This is a genomic window from Pseudoalteromonas maris (assembly GCF_049257235.1).
Lineage (GTDB): Bacteria > Pseudomonadota > Gammaproteobacteria > Enterobacterales > Alteromonadaceae > Pseudoalteromonas.
The window spans coordinates 81,828-100,041 of the sequence record NZ_JBMMUF010000010.1 but is presented as its reverse complement, the minus strand read 5'-3'; the positions used below and the strand labels follow the sequence as shown (position 1 = coordinate 100,041).

Genomic DNA, 18,214 nt, shown 5'->3' with positions numbered 1-18,214 from the left:
TGCCTTAGGCGCCCAGTGCGTCATAGTCGGCGGCTTTGTAGCCAATTAATGCAGTATTGCCGCTGAGCAAGATAGGGCGTTTAATAATAGCGGGTGACTCGAGCATGAGTGCGATAGCGGATTCTTTATTCAGCGACTGCTTTTGCTCATCAGTGAGTTGACGATAGGTTGTGCCACGTTTGTTGACCATAGCTTCCCAACCGAAAAGCGCTTCTAACTGACACAATAGTTGTTCATCAAGGCCGTCTTTGCGGTAGTCATGGAACGTAAAAGCGTGATGAGTACTTTCGAGGTGTTTTTTAGCTTTTTTGATGGTATCGCAGTTACTAATACCGTACATAGTTGTTGTCATAATGAAATTCGTTTTCGTTAGCTGATAAATAGAAGACTGTCACCGGCTTCAACCTGCTGATGACTAAATAATACATTTTTGGATGTTGGACAATTGGCAACAATGATAGCGACCATAGGCATAGATTGAAACTGTCGCAAGTCAAAATACGCGAGCTCTTCACCTTTGGTAACACGCGTTCTATTTATGTGGGTGAATTTAGCTTTGTTGCAGATAGATTCTTGCTCGTGACTAATGTGGACCAGGATCTCCGAACCATTGTTTGCTTTAAATCGCCATTGCTTCATCGCGCAGTTCACTTCAATCAAGTAACCATCAACAGGCGCTAATAGTTTGTGGCTACGCATATCGATACAGATGCCCGGGCCTAACAATCCAAGGGCGATTAGTTGCGCTTTACACGACGCTAAGGGATGAATTGCACCAGAGGCAGGGGCATAAATCACCTCACTGAGAGGTACATCGCTGGCGATACAAAACTGAGCGCTGGTATTCATGAACGCACCGAATATCCTTCTTTTTTCAGGGAGTTCATAGCGTTTTTAGCTTCTTTGCGTTTTACCAAAATATAGTCAGTGTCGAATGTAGAAATCGCGAAAATCGGAATGTTTGCGCTGGCTAGTACGCCAGAGATGTTGGATAAAATCCCAGTGAGTGAAAACCCTAGCGGACCAAGGACTTCAAATGCCACCCATCCTGGTTCTTGCTCTAAGCTGTCGAGTTCGATGTCACTATTGCAGACAATAGATAGCTCATCAGCAGTTTTACCCACAAAATACACTTCACTTTTGAAAATGACGGGTGGAATGTCCGACGAACTATCAAAACTATGAATAGTAAAATCATGCGGGAGTAATTGCAGCGTTTGTTTAGCCATGAAGTTCCCCTTTCTTGTTCTTAATTTATACCTAAGATGCGCTTAATGATCCACTTTAAGTTGCCCACAATTGCTGTGGATAAAGTTGGGGTTATGCTGCTATTTTCTTTCTAAGATATTGATATATAGATACTAATCATTTCTGGGTGATAAATGTGCAAGGTGCTTTTAATTTGCAGACTAAAGAGGCACGTCATCAGACGTGCCTCAAAGAGTTTATCGACAGGCTTATATTTGTGAGGCTTGCTCCGCCTGTATCGCAGTTAATGCAATGGTATAGACGATATCGTCCACTAATGCACCACGACTGAGATCGTTAACGGGCTTGCGCATCCCTTGCAGCATAGGGCCTATACTCACAAGTTCAGCACTTCGCTGTACCGCCTTATACGTTGTATTCCCAGTATTAAGGTCAGGGAAGATAAACACCGTTGCTTGACCAGCGACAGGGCTATTTGGCGCCTTTTTGCGCGCCACGTTTTCCATGATTGCAGCGTCGTACTGAAGTGGACCATCAATGACCAAATCAGGGCGTTTTTCCTTGGCAAGCTCAGTTGCTTTGCGCACTTTTTCAACATCGGCACCGGCGCCAGAACTCCCTGTGCTGTAACTGATCATGGCAACACGAGGCTCAATACCAAAAGCCTGCGCCGAATCGGCCGATTGAATGGCGATGTCCGCTAATTGCTCTGCAGTTGGGTCTGGGTTAATCGCACAGTCGCCATACACCAACACTTGATCTGGTAACAGCATAAAGAATACTGAAGATACCAACGATGAACCAGGTGCCGTTTTAATTAATTGCAACGGGGGGCGAATGGTATTCGCAGTAGTATTAACCGCACCAGAAACCAAACCATGAACCTCATTTTGAGCCAGCATCATGGTGCCTAGCACCACGTTATCTTGGAGCATTTCTTCTGCAACTACGGCGGTTAAACCTTTGTTTTTGCGCAACTCGACCATAGGTTCTACATAGTTGAGTCGGATCTCATTTGGGTCAACTAAACGCATGTGTTTATTGAGTTCGACCCCTTGTTGTTCAGCAATGCGTTTGATTTCGTTGGGGTCGCCAATAAGTACAGTATCCGCAATGCCGCGCTCGCCACATATCGCCGCCGCTTTAATGGTGCGAGGCTCTTCACCTTCAGGTAAAACGACCGTTTTCTTTGCTTTACGGGCCTTGTCCGTCAACAAATAACGAAATGCTGGTGGCGACAGTTTACGGGTTTTCTGTGATTGCTGGGCGAGGCTATCAAGCCAATCCGAATCAATGTAGGTAGCGTTGTGCGCCTTAACCTTATCGATACGCTGCTCATCATCGCAAGGTACTTCTAGGTTGAAGTTGTGTAACAGCAACGAGGTGCGCCACGTATCGTGTTTGGTTGCCAAAATTGGTAAGCCAGTTTGTTCCATTGCTTGATGGCATAGCTCCATTATGCGTGGCTCAGGCTCGATACCGCCGGTTAACAGTATCGCGCCTATCTTTGTCCCATTCATAGCGGATAAGCAACCGGCTACAAGTACATCAGAACGATCGCCAGGTGTAACCAGTAATACCCCCGGAGAGATGTGATTTAGTAAGTTTGATACGGTACGGGCACAAAATGTAACGCGGCGCAGACGGCGGTGCATCAAATCACCTTGGTGAATGACTCTGGCATCAAGGTATTTAGCAAGATCGATGCCCCGTGGGGCGACCAATTCAAAGTCCCATGGGATAGTCCCTAAAAGTAGAAACGGGTGCTTTCTAAATAGGGGCATTGAAGCTAAGCGATTGATCTCATTTTCAAGCATGTCCGGGTTGAACTGCTCGACAAGATCAGCGCGTGCACGGCCTTGTTCATCTAAGGGCGCATTCACTTTGTTAAAAATACAACCGAGTACACGCTGGTGGCCTATGCCGCCAAAATATCCCGCCGCAATTTCCAGTTTGTCTTCAAGCTCTTCAATAGTGTCGTTACTTGGCGTAATGACAAAGACAATATCGGCGCCAAGAGTTTGCGCTATCTCCCTATTAACTCGACCTGCATAGGGTTGGTTACGCGTTGGTACGAGTCCTTCGATGATGGCAATTTCATCTTCTTTGATGCCACTTTCGAAGCGTTCAACGATTTCTTCGAGTAGGGTATTGCCATGGCCATTGCCAATCATATTCTCAGCATAATGTAACGAAAATGGCTCTGGTGGGTTGATACCTGAACCCGTTTTTACAATCGCCGTGGATTTTTCAGGACCTGTCTCGCCGCGGCGCGGCTGCGCAATGGGTTTAAAAAAATTAACTTTCAGCGCTTTTTCTTCCAACGCGCGCACAAGTCCAACTGATACCGATGTTAAGCCAACACCAGTGGAAACGGGGATAAGCATGATGCGACGAGACATTTTAAAGCTCCTTCGCTAATCGTGCTGCGTCCTGGCAAATCATCCATTCTTCATTGGTTGGGATAACCATGGCTTTGATGTTGCTGTCGGCTGTGGTGATCACACCCATATTGCCAAAGCGGGCTTCGGTATTTTTCTGTGGGTCTAATTGCCAGCCAAGGAAACTCAAATGTGTCAGTACTTTGGCACGAATGATGTCAGAGTTTTCGCCAATTCCACCGGTGAATACCAATACATCTAAACCTGATAGTGGCACGAGGTAAGCGGCGATTTGTTTGGCCAGACGATAACAAAAAATGTCCAGCGCCAATGTAGCTTGAGTATTCCCCTCAAGATGAGCTTCTTCGATAGTGCGGCAGTCATTGGATAACTCACTGATCCCCAAAAGGCCACTGTCTTTGTTGAGCATGCTGCTGACTTCTTGGCTACTGTAACCAAGTTGCACAGTGAGGAAATCAAATAACCCCGGATCGATGTCACCACTGCGAGTGCCCATGACCACACCTTCTAGAGGAGTCAGTCCCATGCTGGTATCGACGCTATTGCCATCTTTAATCGCACACACCGAGCAGCCATTACCCAAATGAGCAGTGATAATGCGATGCGAGTTCGCCAGTCCTAATACTTCAACGGCCTTGGCCGATACATAATTATGACTTGTGCCATGGAAACCGTAGCGACGGACACCTTGTTCTTTGTACAACGCGTAAGGAAGAGCGTATAAGTACGCATGTTTTGGCATGCTCTGGTGGAATGCGGTATCGAATACAGCGACTTGGGTCAAAGCAGGGAATGCCTGCTGTGCGGCTTTTATACCCGTTAGGTTGGCGGGGTTATGCAAAGGCGCTAATTGTGCGGTTTTCATAATCGCCGCGATGACGTCATCAGTGATGACTTGAGAGCCTGTAAATTGTTCTCCGCCATGAACAACGCGATGCCCTACGGCAATCAGACTATCTGCTAGTTTGTGCTCTCGAATAAGGCTTACTAGCGTGTCGATAGCAACTTTGTGATCGGCTTTTGCTGTCAATGCGTTTTGATGTTTCGAGCCTGCGATTTTATACTTAATGACAGCGTCATCATTATGAAGTCGCTCAGCAAGGCCGCTCAATAGCTCTTGTGCGTTATTGGCATCAATAACGGCAAATTTTAGGCTTGAGCTGCCACAATTTAAAACAAGGACGTGTTGTTCAGACATTTGGTAGACCTGCGGTTGATTATCGACAATAATGGCCCCACGTTTACCTGTATCGAAGCGTCGTTTTAAAGTGTACTAAAGAGCTGAACGACATACGAAAATAGACTAAGGTTAAATTAACAGTGGGACTGTATATTTTACCTCAAATTTCGACATAACGTTAGTTGTAAGGGGCGTAAATGCTTAAAAGTCTTATCTTACAAATGCAGCAAGGGTATAGCTATGCGAAGCTTTGGCCTGCCAGACGAGAGCTCGCTCCAATATTTCCAGAAAACCGCGTTACCAGTGCGACGCTGTTTGCAGCTAAGGTGATGCCGGCCGCAGCGATCACCAGTTTAGTTGTGCAGCTGCAGTTGCTCGGCCCTGATTACGCGGGTCCCGCTTTGGCATTTGCGTTATTGATTTTGTCTTTGCCAGCACAAGGCTTACTGTGGCTTGGAAAGCGTGCGACTTCACCATTACCTCCTTCAATGGCAGTGTGGTACAAAGAGCTCTACAGTAAAATGGTGGCCAAAGGGTACGATGGCGCGCCAGCAAAAGCCAAGCCCAGATATGTTGAGCTTGCCCAGTTGCTTAAAGACATGTTTGAGAAAATGGATAAAGCGTTTCGTCAAGAATTCTTCTGAAACACAGAAATGTAGAATTGCGCCTGCACTTCAAATGCCGCTTGTTGTTCAAGGTCAATGAGTTGCTTCTCGCTAAACTTCCACGCAAATGGCGTCATCAAACTGAGATCTTTGGCGTCACTGCCACTGAGTACCAGTTGTTGCTCTAATAGCTCATCAGCGACACGTTCAAACCCCTCGGGTGTTTCAACTTTTTCATGTTCACGCACATCTTGATAGATGATTTCTTTAAGTTGCAATAGGTGCTTAGGGCCCGGAGAAACAACAACAAGGAAGCCTTCATCGTGTAATAAGCGCGCACTTTCTTGAGCAAATATAGGTGCAAAGACCGAAGTAACAACAGATGCACTTGCCGGTGCTAGTGGGATTTGCTTACTAGAGGCAACAGCAAACTGACAATCAGGGTATCGTTTGGCTGCGTAGCGAATGGCCGGTTTTGCAATATCGATACCATACACAGTGCCTGCATCATTAAGTTGATTGCTAAGTTCACTGGTGTAATAGCCTTCACCACAGCCCATATCTACTACCGCTGTGTTGGCATGATGTAAGGATGCGACTTTTTGAGCGAGCGCGTCACGCATAAAACGGTAGCTCTGTGTGCCTAAGAAACGTCGCCTCGCTTGCACCATCTCCTGATTATCGCCAGGTTGTTTTGATTTTTTATACTGCACCGGTAAGAGGTTGATATAACCTTCTTTGGCATAGTCAAATTGGTGGCCATCCTCACAGTGTAAGCTGTGGTTTTGTTTGTGAAGTGTTTTTTGGCAAAGAGGACAAATATAAGCACTCATTGTGCAAGGTATTCCTTATCGTAAAAGGTGCGCACCCAATGGGGTTTATAAATCACTAAAATGGTCATCGCCATGCCACTGAGCATGGCTTCAGGGAACCAAATTAGCGCACACATGATAACGTAATTATCTACCAAAGTAGACCAATCGAATGAACCCATTGCCCAAAAGTACAACGCACCTGTGATGATTTTTAAGCATCCTGCAAAGCCAGCACACAAGAAGCTGCATATGAACAGATAAATAAATAAGTGCCGAGGTAATAGGTGATACACCAGCACGAACACAGCATAGCTGAAATAGATGGGGATAAGAGCGCTGATAATGACGTAAGTTGCCGCATCAGTGAAATTTACGACGTTAAAACATGCCAGCAAAGCTGTTGCTAATACGCTTGCCATTGATGCCAAGCGCCAACCTAAAATCAAGGTGACAGCAGTCACTGCGAGAATATGGATATCAAGGCCGGGCAGGATACCGGCCTTAATGCGCCAAAGAATGGCTAAAACGACAGTGCACGCAAATAAACCAGTTTGTCTTGCGGGTCGAGACCACAAACCAATGAGGGTTTCTTTGTTGACGCTTACTATCAATAGGCCAACAAGTAATGCATAGCTAAGTACCATGGCTGTTAGCTTTCGAACGCGCTCCATACAGGTGCATGATCAGAAGGTTTGTCTATGCCTCTGAGTTCGTAATCAATACCGCTATCACTGAGTGTTTGCGCCAAAGAGTCTGTCGCTAAAATAACATCAATGCGCAGGCCACGATTATCATCAAAGCCTTTTGAGCGATAATCAAACCATGAATACTGGTCGTCGGTGTCAGGGTGAGCCTGTCTGAAGGTGTCCACGAAGCCCCAATCTAACAAAGTAGCTAACCATTGACGCTCTTCGGGCTGAAACGAGCATTTACCTGTTTTAAGCCAGCGCTTCATATTCGCTTCGCCAATACCGATATCTGCATCTAGTGGAGAGATATTAATATCACCCATAACAACAAGTTTACTGTTGGCGTCGTAGTGAGCGTTAAGCTCTGTCATCAAATCAGCATAGAATTGACGCTTATAAGGGAATTTGGTTTCGTGGTTAATGTTATCTCCTTGCGGGAAATAACCATTTAGCACAGTAACATCTTCGCCGTTGTCGTTTTCAACAGTAACGGCAATCATGCGCTTTTGATGCTCGTCCGTGTCTGTGCTGAAACCTTTCTTAACGCTTTTGGCTGCTTTTTTGGTGAGCATAGCGACACCATAATGTGCTTTTTGGCCATGGAAGTAGACGTGATAGCCCATCGCCTCTACGTCAGCAATAGGAAACATTTCGTCGTGGACTTTAATTTCTTGAAGGCCGATGACATCAGGTTGATGTTTATCGATAAGAGCCTGAAGTTGATGCAAACGGGCACGAATGCCATTGATATTAAAAGAGATGATTTTCATTACTAAAGTCCCGACTTCTCGTCACCACAAAGTTAGAAGCGCAAGTATATCAACACAGCGCTAAAGTAAAAGCGCTGAGGGTATCATTTAAACTTGGACACTCGTGTGTATCGTTGAGCAAAAACGATGCGCCATCTATCACTGGTTAAATGGTGTACATTTGGGTAAAAAAATTAATCGAGTGTAAATTTGTGAATGTGCTGTTTTTTGAATTGTTAAATCAAATATTTATTTTGTAATGCATAAAAAATTTAATTGACTCCGGCCAAAACGCATATAGAATGCAGTTCAAATTTTAAGCATCCGTTCAACTTTGGAGTCACAACTATGACTAAACTTACACTTACTTTGCTATCTTGCGTATTTGCATCATCTACTGTTGCAGGTACTGCGCAATACTTTGCTAAAAACGACACAGTTGAGTCACAACTATGTGCCGTCGCTGCTAACCAAGGTCTAGTTGCTGCAAAAGAGCAAGGTGCTAAGCACGGTATTCGTATCACTCGTATCGCGTCGAGCCTTTACTGTAATGGTCAGGACATCCGTGATATCGCAAAGAAAGTAGAAGTAGTTGCTCCAGCAAAGAAAGCGCCAGCTTTGAATCTTTATGCAAAAAACAATGAAAGCGCAACTAAGCTATGCATTGAAGCGGCTGAGAAAGGTCTTGCGACTATGGAATTCAAAGGCAAGCGCATCAACGGCCTTACTTGTAATGGTCAGCCGGTAGAAAAATTTGTTGAACAGTTTGGCCAAACTGCAAAATAAGTAATTACCAGCAGCTCACACACTGTTGTGAGCTGCACTTCCTTCCATGTCTTATCCTTGCACCTTCTTTTTATATCCCAAAATCTCTAATATGCACTGCTGCTAAATAAGCGCTGATGTGTTTTATATGCATATTCATCGGTCATACCACTGAGGTAATCACACAAGACACGATAGGTACTCAAGCCGTTATTGTGTGCCTGTTTATATGCTTCTGCGGTGGTCTCTGGTAGCAGTCGTAATGGATCGCTGGCAAATGCTTCGAATAGCTCAATAATCAACTTTTGACCGTTAAACTCGATCTGTTGCATGTGTGGGGAGCGAATCAATCGTGCATAGATAAAGTGTTTAAGAGAATCGAGTAGCGCTTGGTAGGCTGGTGGGAGTTCGACCGCATACTTCAAAATGTCACACTCAAATTGACCATCACTTTGTATGAGGGTTGATTGCGTTATAAAGAGATTTACTAACTCACCTATGATGTCTTTACGTTCAGCTTCACTTTGAAAGAATAAGCGCTGGGCCATATTTGCACTTTTCAGCCAATCACAGTCGAGTTCACTTAGCATAGGCTCGGCATGAGATTGCCAGTCGTGGATGGTGATTTGCTCAGTGGCAATGGCATCTTCAAGATCATGAACAGCATAGGCAATGTCATCGGCAAGCTCCATAATTGACGCATCGAGAGATTTAAATTGGGTCTTTGCGCGATATTCGTCGTAGCGCTTATAGCGTTGAAATGCAGTACGGTCATGCTCACTTAATGGTGTAAATATCCAATCAACAAGATCGCTATCATCGCTGTAGAGGCCCTTTGCAGGACGCCAATCATTGGCTTTGATGTAGCGCGATTCACTCATTATTTGGGGTTTATCGAGCCACAGGGTATCAATCAATGCGGGATACTTAATAAAGCCAAGTAGGGTACGGCGAGTGAGGTTCATGCCGAACCCCTCGGTATAAGGCTCAAGTTTGGCAACAATTCGTAAAGTTTGTGCATTTCCTTCAAAGCCACCGTGTTCGCGCATCATATAATTGAGCGCAATTTCGCCACCATGTCCAAAAGGAGGATGACCAATATCGTGGGCTAAGCACAATGTCTCGAGTAATGAGTCATCTGGCAAACAATTAACTTCAGGGTGTTGGCGCGAGAGGTGACGCAATAAACCGCTGCCTATTTGAGATACTTCTAATGAATGGGTGAGGCGAGTGCGGTGAAAGTCATTGAGACCAATTCCCATAATTTGGGTCTTCGCTTGTAAACGTCTAAATGCCGCAGCATGTATGATACGAGAACGATCAATTTGCCATGCTGAGCGATTGTCGTTGGGTCTATATTTATCTTCACTAATGCGTCGTTGTTGCCAAATATCAGACATAAATCGCTCGTTATCTGTGGGTGCTACTCATCAGTGTAAACAATAAATAAATCATTGTCTTGTCCACATAGCGGTTGTTTTAAAGTGAGCGTGAAGTCGCCGTGCTACGTAGAAATACGCTACAGATTCTTGCTATCAAAGCCGCGTTACAGTCGATGTTACAGGTGAACTGGACCGAAATAAGAGGCACCTGCTTATTATTTGATATTGATCGCGATATAATACGCGGCTGATGGAACCGAATTGATGTATTTAGGAGAAGTTATGATTAAGAAGTTAACGCTGCTTATACTTATCTGTTTATCGTTAACTGCACTGGTTTACCCGTTTATTTGGGGTGACAAGCAACCGGTGGTGAGCACACAAGATGTGCCTAAAATTAAGAAAAAAGCGATTGTTGTAGAAAAGCCTCTGCACAATGTGACGTTACCTGATTTTGCTAACATAGCGGATGTGAAACAGAAGAAATCAGCATTTTTCGATTTTATTAGAGTGCCAGTGGAGCGCGCTAACAAGCGTGTTAAAGCGCAGCGAGCGACATTAGAAATAGCCGCGATGATGCTTGATGAAGAACAAGCTTTGAGCGAGTCTCAGCTTGAAGATATTACCGAAATTTTCTCGCTGTATCGTATGGAAGATGAAGAAGTCAGCGCATTATCAGTCGCTCAAGCACTGCGCCGAGTCGATCTCATTCCTAAAGAGTTAGTGATGATGCAAGCAGCAAATGAGTCCGCTTGGGGCACGTCGCGCTTTGCCCGAATCGGTCTGAACTTTTTCGGCCAATGGTGCTTTAGTGAAGGATGTGGCATGGTGCCTAAGCGCCGAAACGATGGCGCTAAACATGAAGTTGCAGTGTATCAATCGGTTCAAGAAGCGGTTGATGCGTATTTTTACAATATAAATACCCATAATGCATATCGTGAACTTCGTGATATTCGTGCGTCACTGAGAGAGCAACAAAAACCCTTGGCAGCAAAAGATCTTGCCTATGGTCTTATGTCGTACTCTGAGCGTGGTGAGGAATATATCGAAGAATTACATGCGATGATTGACCACAATGAGGCTTACTTTGATGAATAAAGGACTTATTGGTTTGCTACTGGCACTACCATTAACCGCCGTAGCTAAACCAGTTGTTATGTCTTACGATGGATTCTACGACCGCATGGAAGTGGTGAGCGAGGGAGAGTACCAATACGCGCGCGTTGGTTTCTATTTGAAGACCTTTGAAGGTGCCAAGGAATGTGCCCTGAGCGAAGGCAAAATCATGACCGAAAAACAGACTTATCCACTCACTTACAACGAGCATGGACAGCTATTTTTGCCTTATGACAAGCAGCTAGACACGCACAAGGCGGTTGTCGTTGCAACGCCAAAAGATGCTGGTGGGTGTCAATTAAGTATGCAAATCGAAGCAAAAATGCCGCAGCAAGGGATCACTGCAGCGCAGCTGTATCAAGTACATGAAGAGTTTGAGGAATTGCTTGTTGATTTATCTGGGTTCTTTGTTGGTACCCTGATGTCTTTTTTGTTGCCAGAACAACAAGGCATTCAATTGCACTTCAAAGATGCTGTGCCTTTGGATATACCTTCTAATTGGCAGTGCACGCAAATGCGCTGCAAGGTGAAAACAGATGAGAGCTGGCAGGATGACACCAGGAAAGTGTTGGTAGAGGGTGCAAAACTGCAACGTATCACGCCTTGGATAGCTAAGTAAGCGCCAAATGATAAAAAAGCCGCTGGTGAGCGGCTTTTTTAATGTCTTATTCGTTTAATTCAGTTCTATTGGCTGAATACTCACTACATTGTCACTTGGCGTGTCGTTTTGCTGGGCGTCATTGAACTCGGGCTTATCCATGGCAATGTCGCCACCATCAATCACATCGCCCGTTTCGAGGTCAGCAAAATTGAACAATTGCGTATCGGCTAAGTGTGATGGCACCACATTTTGCATCGCGGTGAATATGCTCTCAATACGACCAGGATGTTGTTTGTGCCATTGCTGCAACATAGCTTTGACGTTCTGACGCTGCAAATTCTCCTGAGAGCCACATAAGTTACATGGGATGATTGGGAATTCTTTTTGCTCAGCATAGGCGGCAATATCGACTTCTTTACAGTATGCCAAAGGACGAATAACCATATGTTGACCGTCATCGCTCATTAATTTTGCAGGCATGCCTTTGAGCTTTCCACCGTGAAACATGTTTAAAAACATGGTTTCAATCATGTCATCTCGGTGATGACCCAGCGCAATTTTTGTTGCACCCATTTCTTTTGCAGTGCGATATAAAATACCGCGACGCAGGCGTGAACACAAAGAGCAGGTTGTTTTCCCTTCAGGGATTTTGTCTTTAACAATAGAGTAGGTATCTTCCTCTACAATTTTGTATTCAATCCCTAATGAATCTAAATACTCAGGCAAAATGTGCTCAGGGAATCCAGGTTGTTTTTGGTCAAGGTTAACCGCAAACAATTCAAAGTTCACTGGCGCAGAGCGCTGTAGGTTTTGCAAAATATCGAGCAGGGTGTAGCTGTCTTTACCACCTGAGAGGCACACCATAATGCGATCACCTTCTTCAATCATATTAAAGTCGGCGATGGCTTGACCAGTATTGCGGCGTAAACGCTTCTGCAATTTGTTGAAGTTATATTGTGCTTTGGCTTGAACTGAATGCGACACCTATGCACCCTCATGATGGCTAAAAACAAAGGCGCGTATTATAGGCTTACATGGGCCTAGCATCAAGAAAAAGGCAGCGAGGCTGCCTTTATGTAATGGGTTAAAGAGAATTAGCCTTCGAGTGGGCTTTTATAACCATCGGGTTTTAAAGCGAGTACGTCACAATCAAGCCTGTCAATCACGTGCTCTGCAGTGTTGCCGATGAGCGCTGCGCTAAAGCCTGTGCGCCCGACTGTACCAATGACTACCAATTCGCTATCAAGTTTTTTGGCAATGCGTGGCAGCACATCCTCGGGCAAGCCTTCCTCAACATGTTGATGATCTGGGGCAATATCAAATTTATTGCCTAACGCGAGTGTGGACTCTTCATGATGATTTTTTACGGTTTCATTGTACTGGGTTGGATTAAACTCAGGTATCTCAATAGCAATGTTGACTGGCGTTGCAGGGTAGGCATTGACGATGTGTAAATCGCCTTGTGCCATTTTGGCAATAAATTGCGCGTCTTTAATGATCCGCTCGCTGAGCGCTTGGTGCTGATCATCGTCTGTGGATGCGTTTACTGCCGCGATAATGGCACCGTTAACTTGCCATTTGTGGTCTTTAACTAATAAAACGGGCGTTGGACATTTGCGAATAAGGTGCCAATCGGTGGGGGTAAAAATAACTGATTTAAGGGTGTCGTGCTGGTGCGTGCCTTTGATGACAATATCGTAGTTTTCATTGAGCACTTCACGGATAATTGCCTCAAATGGACGGTTATGCCACACAACTTTGGTGTCGAACTGATTGCCTTCATGTTTAGAGGCCAGCGATGACAACCATTGCTCTTTATCTGTAATGACCGCTTTGCGCATGACTTCACGCTCGTCTGCGCTGAGCATAGTGGTCATTTCGTAGGAAAAATCGTAAATCGACATAAACGCGGTGATCTGTGCACCTGTTCGATCAGCTATTTCAACAGCTCGCGATAAACTTTGTTGCTCGTCTGATGTAGGGTCGATGACTGCGAGAATGCGTTTTATTTTGTCCATGATGCGCCTCCGTGATACCTGTAGTATATGAGTATAGATTACTCATTTGAGTGTAACCTATATCTTTGGTATTTAAAGGCGCATTCGGTTAAGTTTTGTTTTAGATCAAGAGCTTGGAATAGACATTGCCGCCGCTTTAGCTAGCTCATCACGGTCATTGATGGTGATGAACTTACCGTCTACGCTGATAAAGCCCGCTTTTTGAAAGCGACTCAATAGACGACTGATTGTTTCAACAGTAAGACCCAAATAGTTACCAATCTCACCTCGAGTCATGGTCAATCGAAACTCTCGTGCAGAAAAACCGCGCTCACTAAAGCGTCGAGATAACGAAAACAGGAAAGAGGCTAGGCGTTGCTCTGCGGTTTTTTTATTCAGCAACAGCAGCATTTCTTGATCGTAGTTGATCTCATTACTCATCAAACGCATGATTTGTTGACGTAATTTAGGGAGTTTTCCGGCTAGTTCATCCAAGGTTTCAAATGGGATTTCACACACCATTGAGGTTTCTAACGCTTGTGAGAAACTTTGATGCTGAAAATTCTGAATACCGTCAAAACCCACTAAGTCGCCAGCTAAATGAAAGCCAGTGATCTGCTCTTCGCCTTGCTCTGATAAGGTGAATGATTTAAACGAACCGCTGCGCACCGCAAAAATTGATTTGAGTTTATTCCCAGACTCAAACAAGTAATCGCCTTTGTGCAAAGGTTTCTTGCGTTCAATGATCTCATCAAGACGTTCCATCTCTTCACCATTTAAACTGTACGGCAAGCATAACTGTGAGATAGAGCAGTTATTACAGCTGATAGTACAATTTGATTTTCCGGCTAATTTGCCAGAAAGTTTTGTTTTTACATCCATTTTTCATTCCAGAGATCAAGAGTGAAACTAAAATCTACGTGTTAAGTGCAAAACTTGCAACAAACAAACTATACAACCCATACCAAAGTAATAGATTGCCTAACACGAGTCTTACCCAAGGCGTGTTCAGAACGCGCTTAACGGCGTGAACACCCAGTCCTAGTGCTAGTAAAGCAGGTAAGGTGCCAAGTGCAAATAATGCCATAAATAAGGCGCCATGGGCAGTGCTTTGACTAAAAATTGCCCAAGTAAGTGCGCTGTACACCAACCCACAAGGTAACCAGCCCCATAATGCCCCGTATAGTAGCGCTTTAGGGTATGTGTCGACGGGCATCAAATGTTTATTAAGCTTAACGAGGTGGCGCCAAATCGCCCAATTACCGAATTTCTCAACGACAGCTAGGGTATTGAATAAGCGCATTACATAAATACCCACGAGCATCATAAACACGGCACTTAAGATACTTAGAAATTGGCTGAAAATCGTACTTTGTTTAGCGAATATAGCGCTAAAACCACCGACTAGGGCTCCAGCAAGCGTGTAACTGAGTAACCTGCCAAGATTATAAGCAATCGCACTGCCTATAGCGGGCAAGCCTTTAGCTGCCATTTGAAAGCTGCCCGCGATGCCCCCACACATGGCAACACAATGGCCACTGCCAGCGAGGCCCATAAGTAGGGCGGCTACAAAATTAATCTCGTTCATTACTCTTTTCGTGCTCCTCTTTGTCATCTTCAAAGAGGATGCTGTGGCCTTGTTTCTCTAAATCGGAGAATTGTTCACTGCGCACAGCCCAAAAAAATATGCCAATGGCGATAAGCACAAACAATATTGCAATGGGGATCAGGACAAAGATGATGCTCATAGACGCAGTAACCTTAGAGAGTTTGTTATCACGATGATCGAACTGGCTGACATACCAATCACCGCCATCCAAGGCGCAACCCAGCCCATTGCCGCCAATGGAAGAATTGCACCGTTATAACACAATGATAACGCTAAGTTTTGTCGAATGATACGACGCGTTTGTTTAGCTACGCGCACGAGTTGCGATACCGAGCGCAAATCGCTATTTAACAGCACCACGTCTGCAGTGTTTTTAGATATATCTGCACCACTGTCCATAGCAATAGACAAATGAGCGGCGTTGAAGACTGGGCTATCATTGACACCATCTCCAATCATGGCACAAATTTCACCTTTGTTGTGCCACTGTTGCATTAGCGCAAGTTTGTCTTGTGGTAAAAGTGCGCAGTGGTATGCGTCCATGTCCAGTTGTTTAGCGAGTTTCTCACCTTCATCCGATGAGTCGCCAGTGAGCATAATGCGCTTAATGCCTTGGCTTTGCAGCGCTGTTTGTAGCGCGTGAGCGTGGTCACGAACCTGATCTTGCAAGTAAAAGGCGCACACAGGTTGTTGCTCGATAAATAATACGACCTGTGCATTAATACTGTGATCAGTGTTAAACCACGAGGCTTTACCCAAATGAACATGTCTGTTCTGCCAGCGCCCACTGATACCAAACCCAGTAACAATTTCTACTTGTTCAGGTAACGGGTGAATAGGGGTTATATCTATAAATGCCTTGGCAATAGGGTGCTCTGAATACGACTCTAAACTGGCAGCGAGTGACATCATCTGAGCTTGCTCGTATTCGTCGCTAAGCATGTGCGTACGCGTTATGGCGAAACGCCCGAGCGTTAGCGTGCCTGTTTTGTCAAAGCCCACAGTGGTGAGTTTGGTGGCCGTCTCCAAAACGTGAGCCTCTTTGATTAATACACCACGCTTAGTGAGATTCGCGACTGCACAGGTAAGGGCGGTGGGGATTGCCAAGCTCAACGCACACGGGCAAGTAGCTACTAAAACGGCGATGGTTATCCAAAACGCATGCTCTGGGTCAATTTGGTACCACGAAAAGGCCGTTATTGAGGCAAAAACTAACAGACAGGCGACAAACCATTGCGCCACCTTGTCGGTGATTTGCGCAATGCGAGGGCGCTTACTCAAGGCGTTGTGTTGTAGGCGAATTATTTGATTTACCAGCGTGTTTTGACCCACTTTATTCACTTTGATAGTGAGTACGCCATCATGATTGACTGTGCCTGCATGAACTTGTGAACCAACACGTTTACTCACAGGGTGGTGTTCACCTGTCATCATCGACTCATCAACACTTGAGCGCCCATCAACAACTTCACCATCAGCAGCAATTGTTTCTCCGGCTTTGATGCGCACGATATCGCCAAGCTTTAATAGTTTGGCACTGATCAATTGCTCTTGTGAGTCAGTGACAACTCGTGCGGTTAATGGCAGCAGTTGTTGTAAATTTGCAGTGAATTCACTGGCTTTGAGTCGCGCTCTGAATTCAAGATATTTACCTAGTAGCAGTAAGAAGGTAAACATGCAGATAGACTCAAAATATACCTCTCCGGTGCCTGTTAATGTCGCATAACAACTTGCAAAATAGGCGCCGAAAATGGCTAAAGACACGGGGACATCCATGTTCAGCTGCTTGGCTTTGAGTCCCGTTATGGCATTAGTTAAAAACGGCAGTGCAGAGTAAAAAATGACAGGGGTCGCAAGGGTGAGACTGATCCAACGGAAATATTGCTCGAATCCTTCTTCCATGCCCGAGAACATGCCAAAGTACATGGCAAAGGCAAACATCATTACCTGCATGGTCATCAAGCCTGCTACACCTAAACGGCGAACAAAGCTTTGTGCTTGGGCCTGTTTCTGCGCGGCTTCGTTGTCGGCTTGGAATGGATAACTTTTGTAGCCTATTTCGGCAAGGCTTTTGATTAGCGCACTGAGTTTCACAAGAGTGTCGTCCCAGACAATCATCGCGCGGTGCGTGGAAGTGTTTACATCAACGCGCTTTACGCCTTGGTGTGCGAGTAACTGTTTCTCTATGAGCCATGCGCATGCAGCGCAGCTGATCCCCTCAACACTGAGCAACACTTCTTTATCATCACCATGGGTAGAAATGAACTCTTGTTGGATGCTCTCATTGTCGTAACTTTTAATAAGCGCGAGTTGCTCTGGAACAAGCTGCTGCACCTTGCCTGCTGAGACGGTACGATACTTATAATAATCACTCATTCCCTGAGCAATAATCGTTTCGGCAACAGCCTGACAGCCAATACAGCATACAGGTTGATGATTGGCGTTAATTTCTACCGTTGCGTCGAAGCCTGCTGGCACAGGCTCCAAACAATGAAAGCACTGTTTGTGACTCATTTATTTGTACTCAGGACTCACTTTAACGATAGATTTTAGAGGCAGTTGAACGTTTTCTTTTAATTTCCAAGAATCATCAAAAGGTGTCAAAAAGACCGTATAAGCACCTTGAGCAATAGGGGAGTCAAGGAGTGTTGTATATTGACCCAGTGCATTCTTCGTTAATTTGAAAGTAACGTCTTTGTCACTGATGGTGCGGTGGTACAAGCCTACATTGAGCGCAGCTACCGCTGAGGCATCGCCTTTGGTAAAGGTGAAAGTAATACGCTCGTCTGAGATATCTAAATCGCCATGTAAGTACAGCGCTTTAGCTTTGTTAAACTTAGTCAGTTCTAAATTAATGGCTTTGCCTTTTTTGTAGTAGTCATCAACGACCATGTCAGGGCCATTGCCAACGGCTAGAGTGATTAAGCCTACACAGGCGATGATGGTCACCAGAGGGAAGAAAAGAAGGAACCAAGGCCAAAACTGCTTATACCAGGGAGTTGTGTTCATAATACTGAAATTCTTGCCATTAAGTGGCGCATATTTTACGGCATAAGCGGGTAAAAACCTAAAAAAAAGCCTCCAAATAGGAGGCT

The 18,214-nt window shown here is 45.0% G+C and carries 20 protein-coding genes; 4 read left to right on the top strand and 16 right to left on the bottom strand.

The window, feature by feature from the left end; all coding sequences use genetic code 11:
* Window positions 1–4 precede the first annotated feature (4 nt).
* The 5 genes from AAEU32_RS13485 to AAEU32_RS13465 form a co-directional block, all read right to left on the bottom strand.
* Window positions 5–352 carry an ArsC family reductase gene (locus AAEU32_RS13485; protein WP_421971060.1) on the bottom strand — a complete coding sequence of 116 codons (348 nt, stop codon included), beginning with the start codon at window positions 350–352 and terminating at the stop codon, window positions 5–7.
* A gap of 17 nt (window positions 353–369) precedes the next feature.
* On the bottom strand, window positions 370–849 hold the full coding sequence (locus tag AAEU32_RS13480) for a PTS glucose transporter subunit IIA (RefSeq protein ID WP_421971059.1): 480 nt from the start codon (window positions 847–849) through the stop codon (window positions 370–372).
* Window positions 846–1,229, bottom strand: coding sequence for an ACT domain-containing protein (locus AAEU32_RS13475; RefSeq protein WP_421971058.1), 384 nt, complete (start codon window positions 1,227–1,229; stop codon window positions 846–848). Before AAEU32_RS13475 ends, AAEU32_RS13480 begins: the two co-directional genes overlap by 4 nt.
* 228 nt (window positions 1,230–1,457) lie before the next feature.
* A complete protein-coding gene (pta, locus tag AAEU32_RS13470; RefSeq protein WP_421971057.1) occupies window positions 1,458–3,611 on the bottom strand; it encodes a phosphate acetyltransferase in 2,154 nt (717 codons plus the stop codon).
* Between the two features lies 1 nt (window position 3,612).
* Window positions 3,613–4,809, bottom strand: a complete 1,197-nt coding sequence (locus AAEU32_RS13465; RefSeq protein WP_421971056.1) for an acetate kinase — start codon at window positions 4,807–4,809, stop codon at window positions 3,613–3,615.
* Window positions 4,810–4,988: 179 nt separating this feature from the next.
* Here AAEU32_RS13465 and yfbV point away from each other — a divergent pair, with 179 nt between their 5' ends.
* Window positions 4,989–5,435 carry a terminus macrodomain insulation protein YfbV gene (gene yfbV / locus AAEU32_RS13460; RefSeq protein ID WP_421971055.1) on the top strand — a complete coding sequence of 149 codons (447 nt, stop codon included), beginning with the start codon at window positions 4,989–4,991 and terminating at the stop codon, window positions 5,433–5,435.
* On the opposite strand, the gene rlmA is transcribed toward yfbV, so the two are convergent.
* Genes rlmA through xthA form a run of 3 tightly spaced genes read right to left on the bottom strand, consistent with a single transcriptional unit; the run spans window position 5,420 to window position 7,670 of the window.
* Window positions 5,420–6,229, bottom strand: coding sequence for a 23S rRNA (guanine(745)-N(1))-methyltransferase (gene rlmA / locus AAEU32_RS13455; RefSeq protein WP_421971054.1), 810 nt, complete (start codon window positions 6,227–6,229; stop codon window positions 5,420–5,422). The genes yfbV and rlmA overlap by 16 nt on opposite strands.
* Window positions 6,226–6,882 carry an energy-coupling factor ABC transporter permease gene (locus AAEU32_RS13450; RefSeq protein WP_421971053.1) on the bottom strand — a complete coding sequence of 219 codons (657 nt, stop codon included), beginning with the start codon at window positions 6,880–6,882 and terminating at the stop codon, window positions 6,226–6,228. The genes rlmA and AAEU32_RS13450 overlap by 4 nt, the downstream gene beginning before the upstream one ends.
* Complete coding sequence (gene xthA, locus AAEU32_RS13445) at window positions 6,861–7,670, bottom strand: exodeoxyribonuclease III (protein WP_421971052.1); 810 nt, start codon at window positions 7,668–7,670, stop codon at window positions 6,861–6,863. The genes AAEU32_RS13450 and xthA overlap by 22 nt, the downstream gene beginning before the upstream one ends.
* A 327-nt stretch (window positions 7,671–7,997) precedes the next feature.
* Here xthA and AAEU32_RS13440 point away from each other — a divergent pair, with 327 nt between their 5' ends.
* Window positions 7,998–8,435, top strand: coding sequence for a hypothetical protein (locus tag AAEU32_RS13440; protein WP_421971051.1), 438 nt, complete (start codon window positions 7,998–8,000; stop codon window positions 8,433–8,435).
* Between the two features lie 86 nt (window positions 8,436–8,521).
* On the opposite strand, the gene AAEU32_RS13435 is transcribed toward AAEU32_RS13440, so the two are convergent.
* Entirely contained in the window at window positions 8,522–9,814 is a 1,293-nt protein-coding gene (locus AAEU32_RS13435) for an anti-phage deoxyguanosine triphosphatase (protein WP_421971050.1), read from the bottom strand.
* Window positions 9,815–10,078: 264 nt separating this feature from the next.
* Here AAEU32_RS13435 and AAEU32_RS13430 point away from each other — a divergent pair, with 264 nt between their 5' ends.
* Complete coding sequence (locus tag AAEU32_RS13430) at window positions 10,079–10,894, top strand: glucosaminidase domain-containing protein (protein WP_421971049.1); 816 nt, start codon at window positions 10,079–10,081, stop codon at window positions 10,892–10,894.
* Window positions 10,887–11,531, top strand: a complete 645-nt coding sequence (locus tag AAEU32_RS13425) for a DUF2987 domain-containing protein (protein ID WP_421971048.1) — start codon at window positions 10,887–10,889, stop codon at window positions 11,529–11,531. The genes AAEU32_RS13430 and AAEU32_RS13425 overlap by 8 nt, the downstream gene beginning before the upstream one ends.
* Before the next feature lie 54 nt (window positions 11,532–11,585).
* Here the strand turns inward: AAEU32_RS13425 and ttcA are convergent, their stop codons facing one another.
* The 7 genes from ttcA to AAEU32_RS13390 form a co-directional block, all read right to left on the bottom strand.
* Window positions 11,586–12,497, bottom strand: a complete 912-nt coding sequence (gene ttcA / locus AAEU32_RS13420) for a tRNA 2-thiocytidine(32) synthetase TtcA (protein WP_421971047.1) — start codon at window positions 12,495–12,497, stop codon at window positions 11,586–11,588.
* 110 nt (window positions 12,498–12,607) lie between these two features.
* Complete coding sequence (uspE, locus tag AAEU32_RS13415) at window positions 12,608–13,531, bottom strand: universal stress protein UspE (protein WP_421971046.1); 924 nt, start codon at window positions 13,529–13,531, stop codon at window positions 12,608–12,610.
* A gap of 105 nt (window positions 13,532–13,636) precedes the next feature.
* Entirely contained in the window at window positions 13,637–14,392 is a 756-nt protein-coding gene (locus AAEU32_RS13410; RefSeq protein ID WP_421971045.1) for an FNR family transcription factor, read from the bottom strand.
* Between the two features lie 34 nt (window positions 14,393–14,426).
* On the bottom strand, window positions 14,427–15,098 hold the full coding sequence (locus AAEU32_RS13405; protein ID WP_421971044.1) for a sulfite exporter TauE/SafE family protein: 672 nt from the start codon (window positions 15,096–15,098) through the stop codon (window positions 14,427–14,429).
* A complete protein-coding gene (gene ccoS / locus AAEU32_RS13400; protein ID WP_421971043.1) occupies window positions 15,085–15,258 on the bottom strand; it encodes a cbb3-type cytochrome oxidase assembly protein CcoS in 174 nt (57 codons plus the stop codon). Before ccoS ends, AAEU32_RS13405 begins: the two co-directional genes overlap by 14 nt.
* Entirely contained in the window at window positions 15,255–17,633 is a 2,379-nt protein-coding gene (locus AAEU32_RS13395) for a heavy metal translocating P-type ATPase (protein ID WP_421971042.1), read from the bottom strand. The genes ccoS and AAEU32_RS13395 overlap by 4 nt, the downstream gene beginning before the upstream one ends.
* On the bottom strand, window positions 17,634–18,128 hold the full coding sequence (locus AAEU32_RS13390; protein ID WP_421971041.1) for a FixH family protein: 495 nt from the start codon (window positions 18,126–18,128) through the stop codon (window positions 17,634–17,636).
* Window positions 18,129–18,214: the final 86 nt, after the last annotated feature.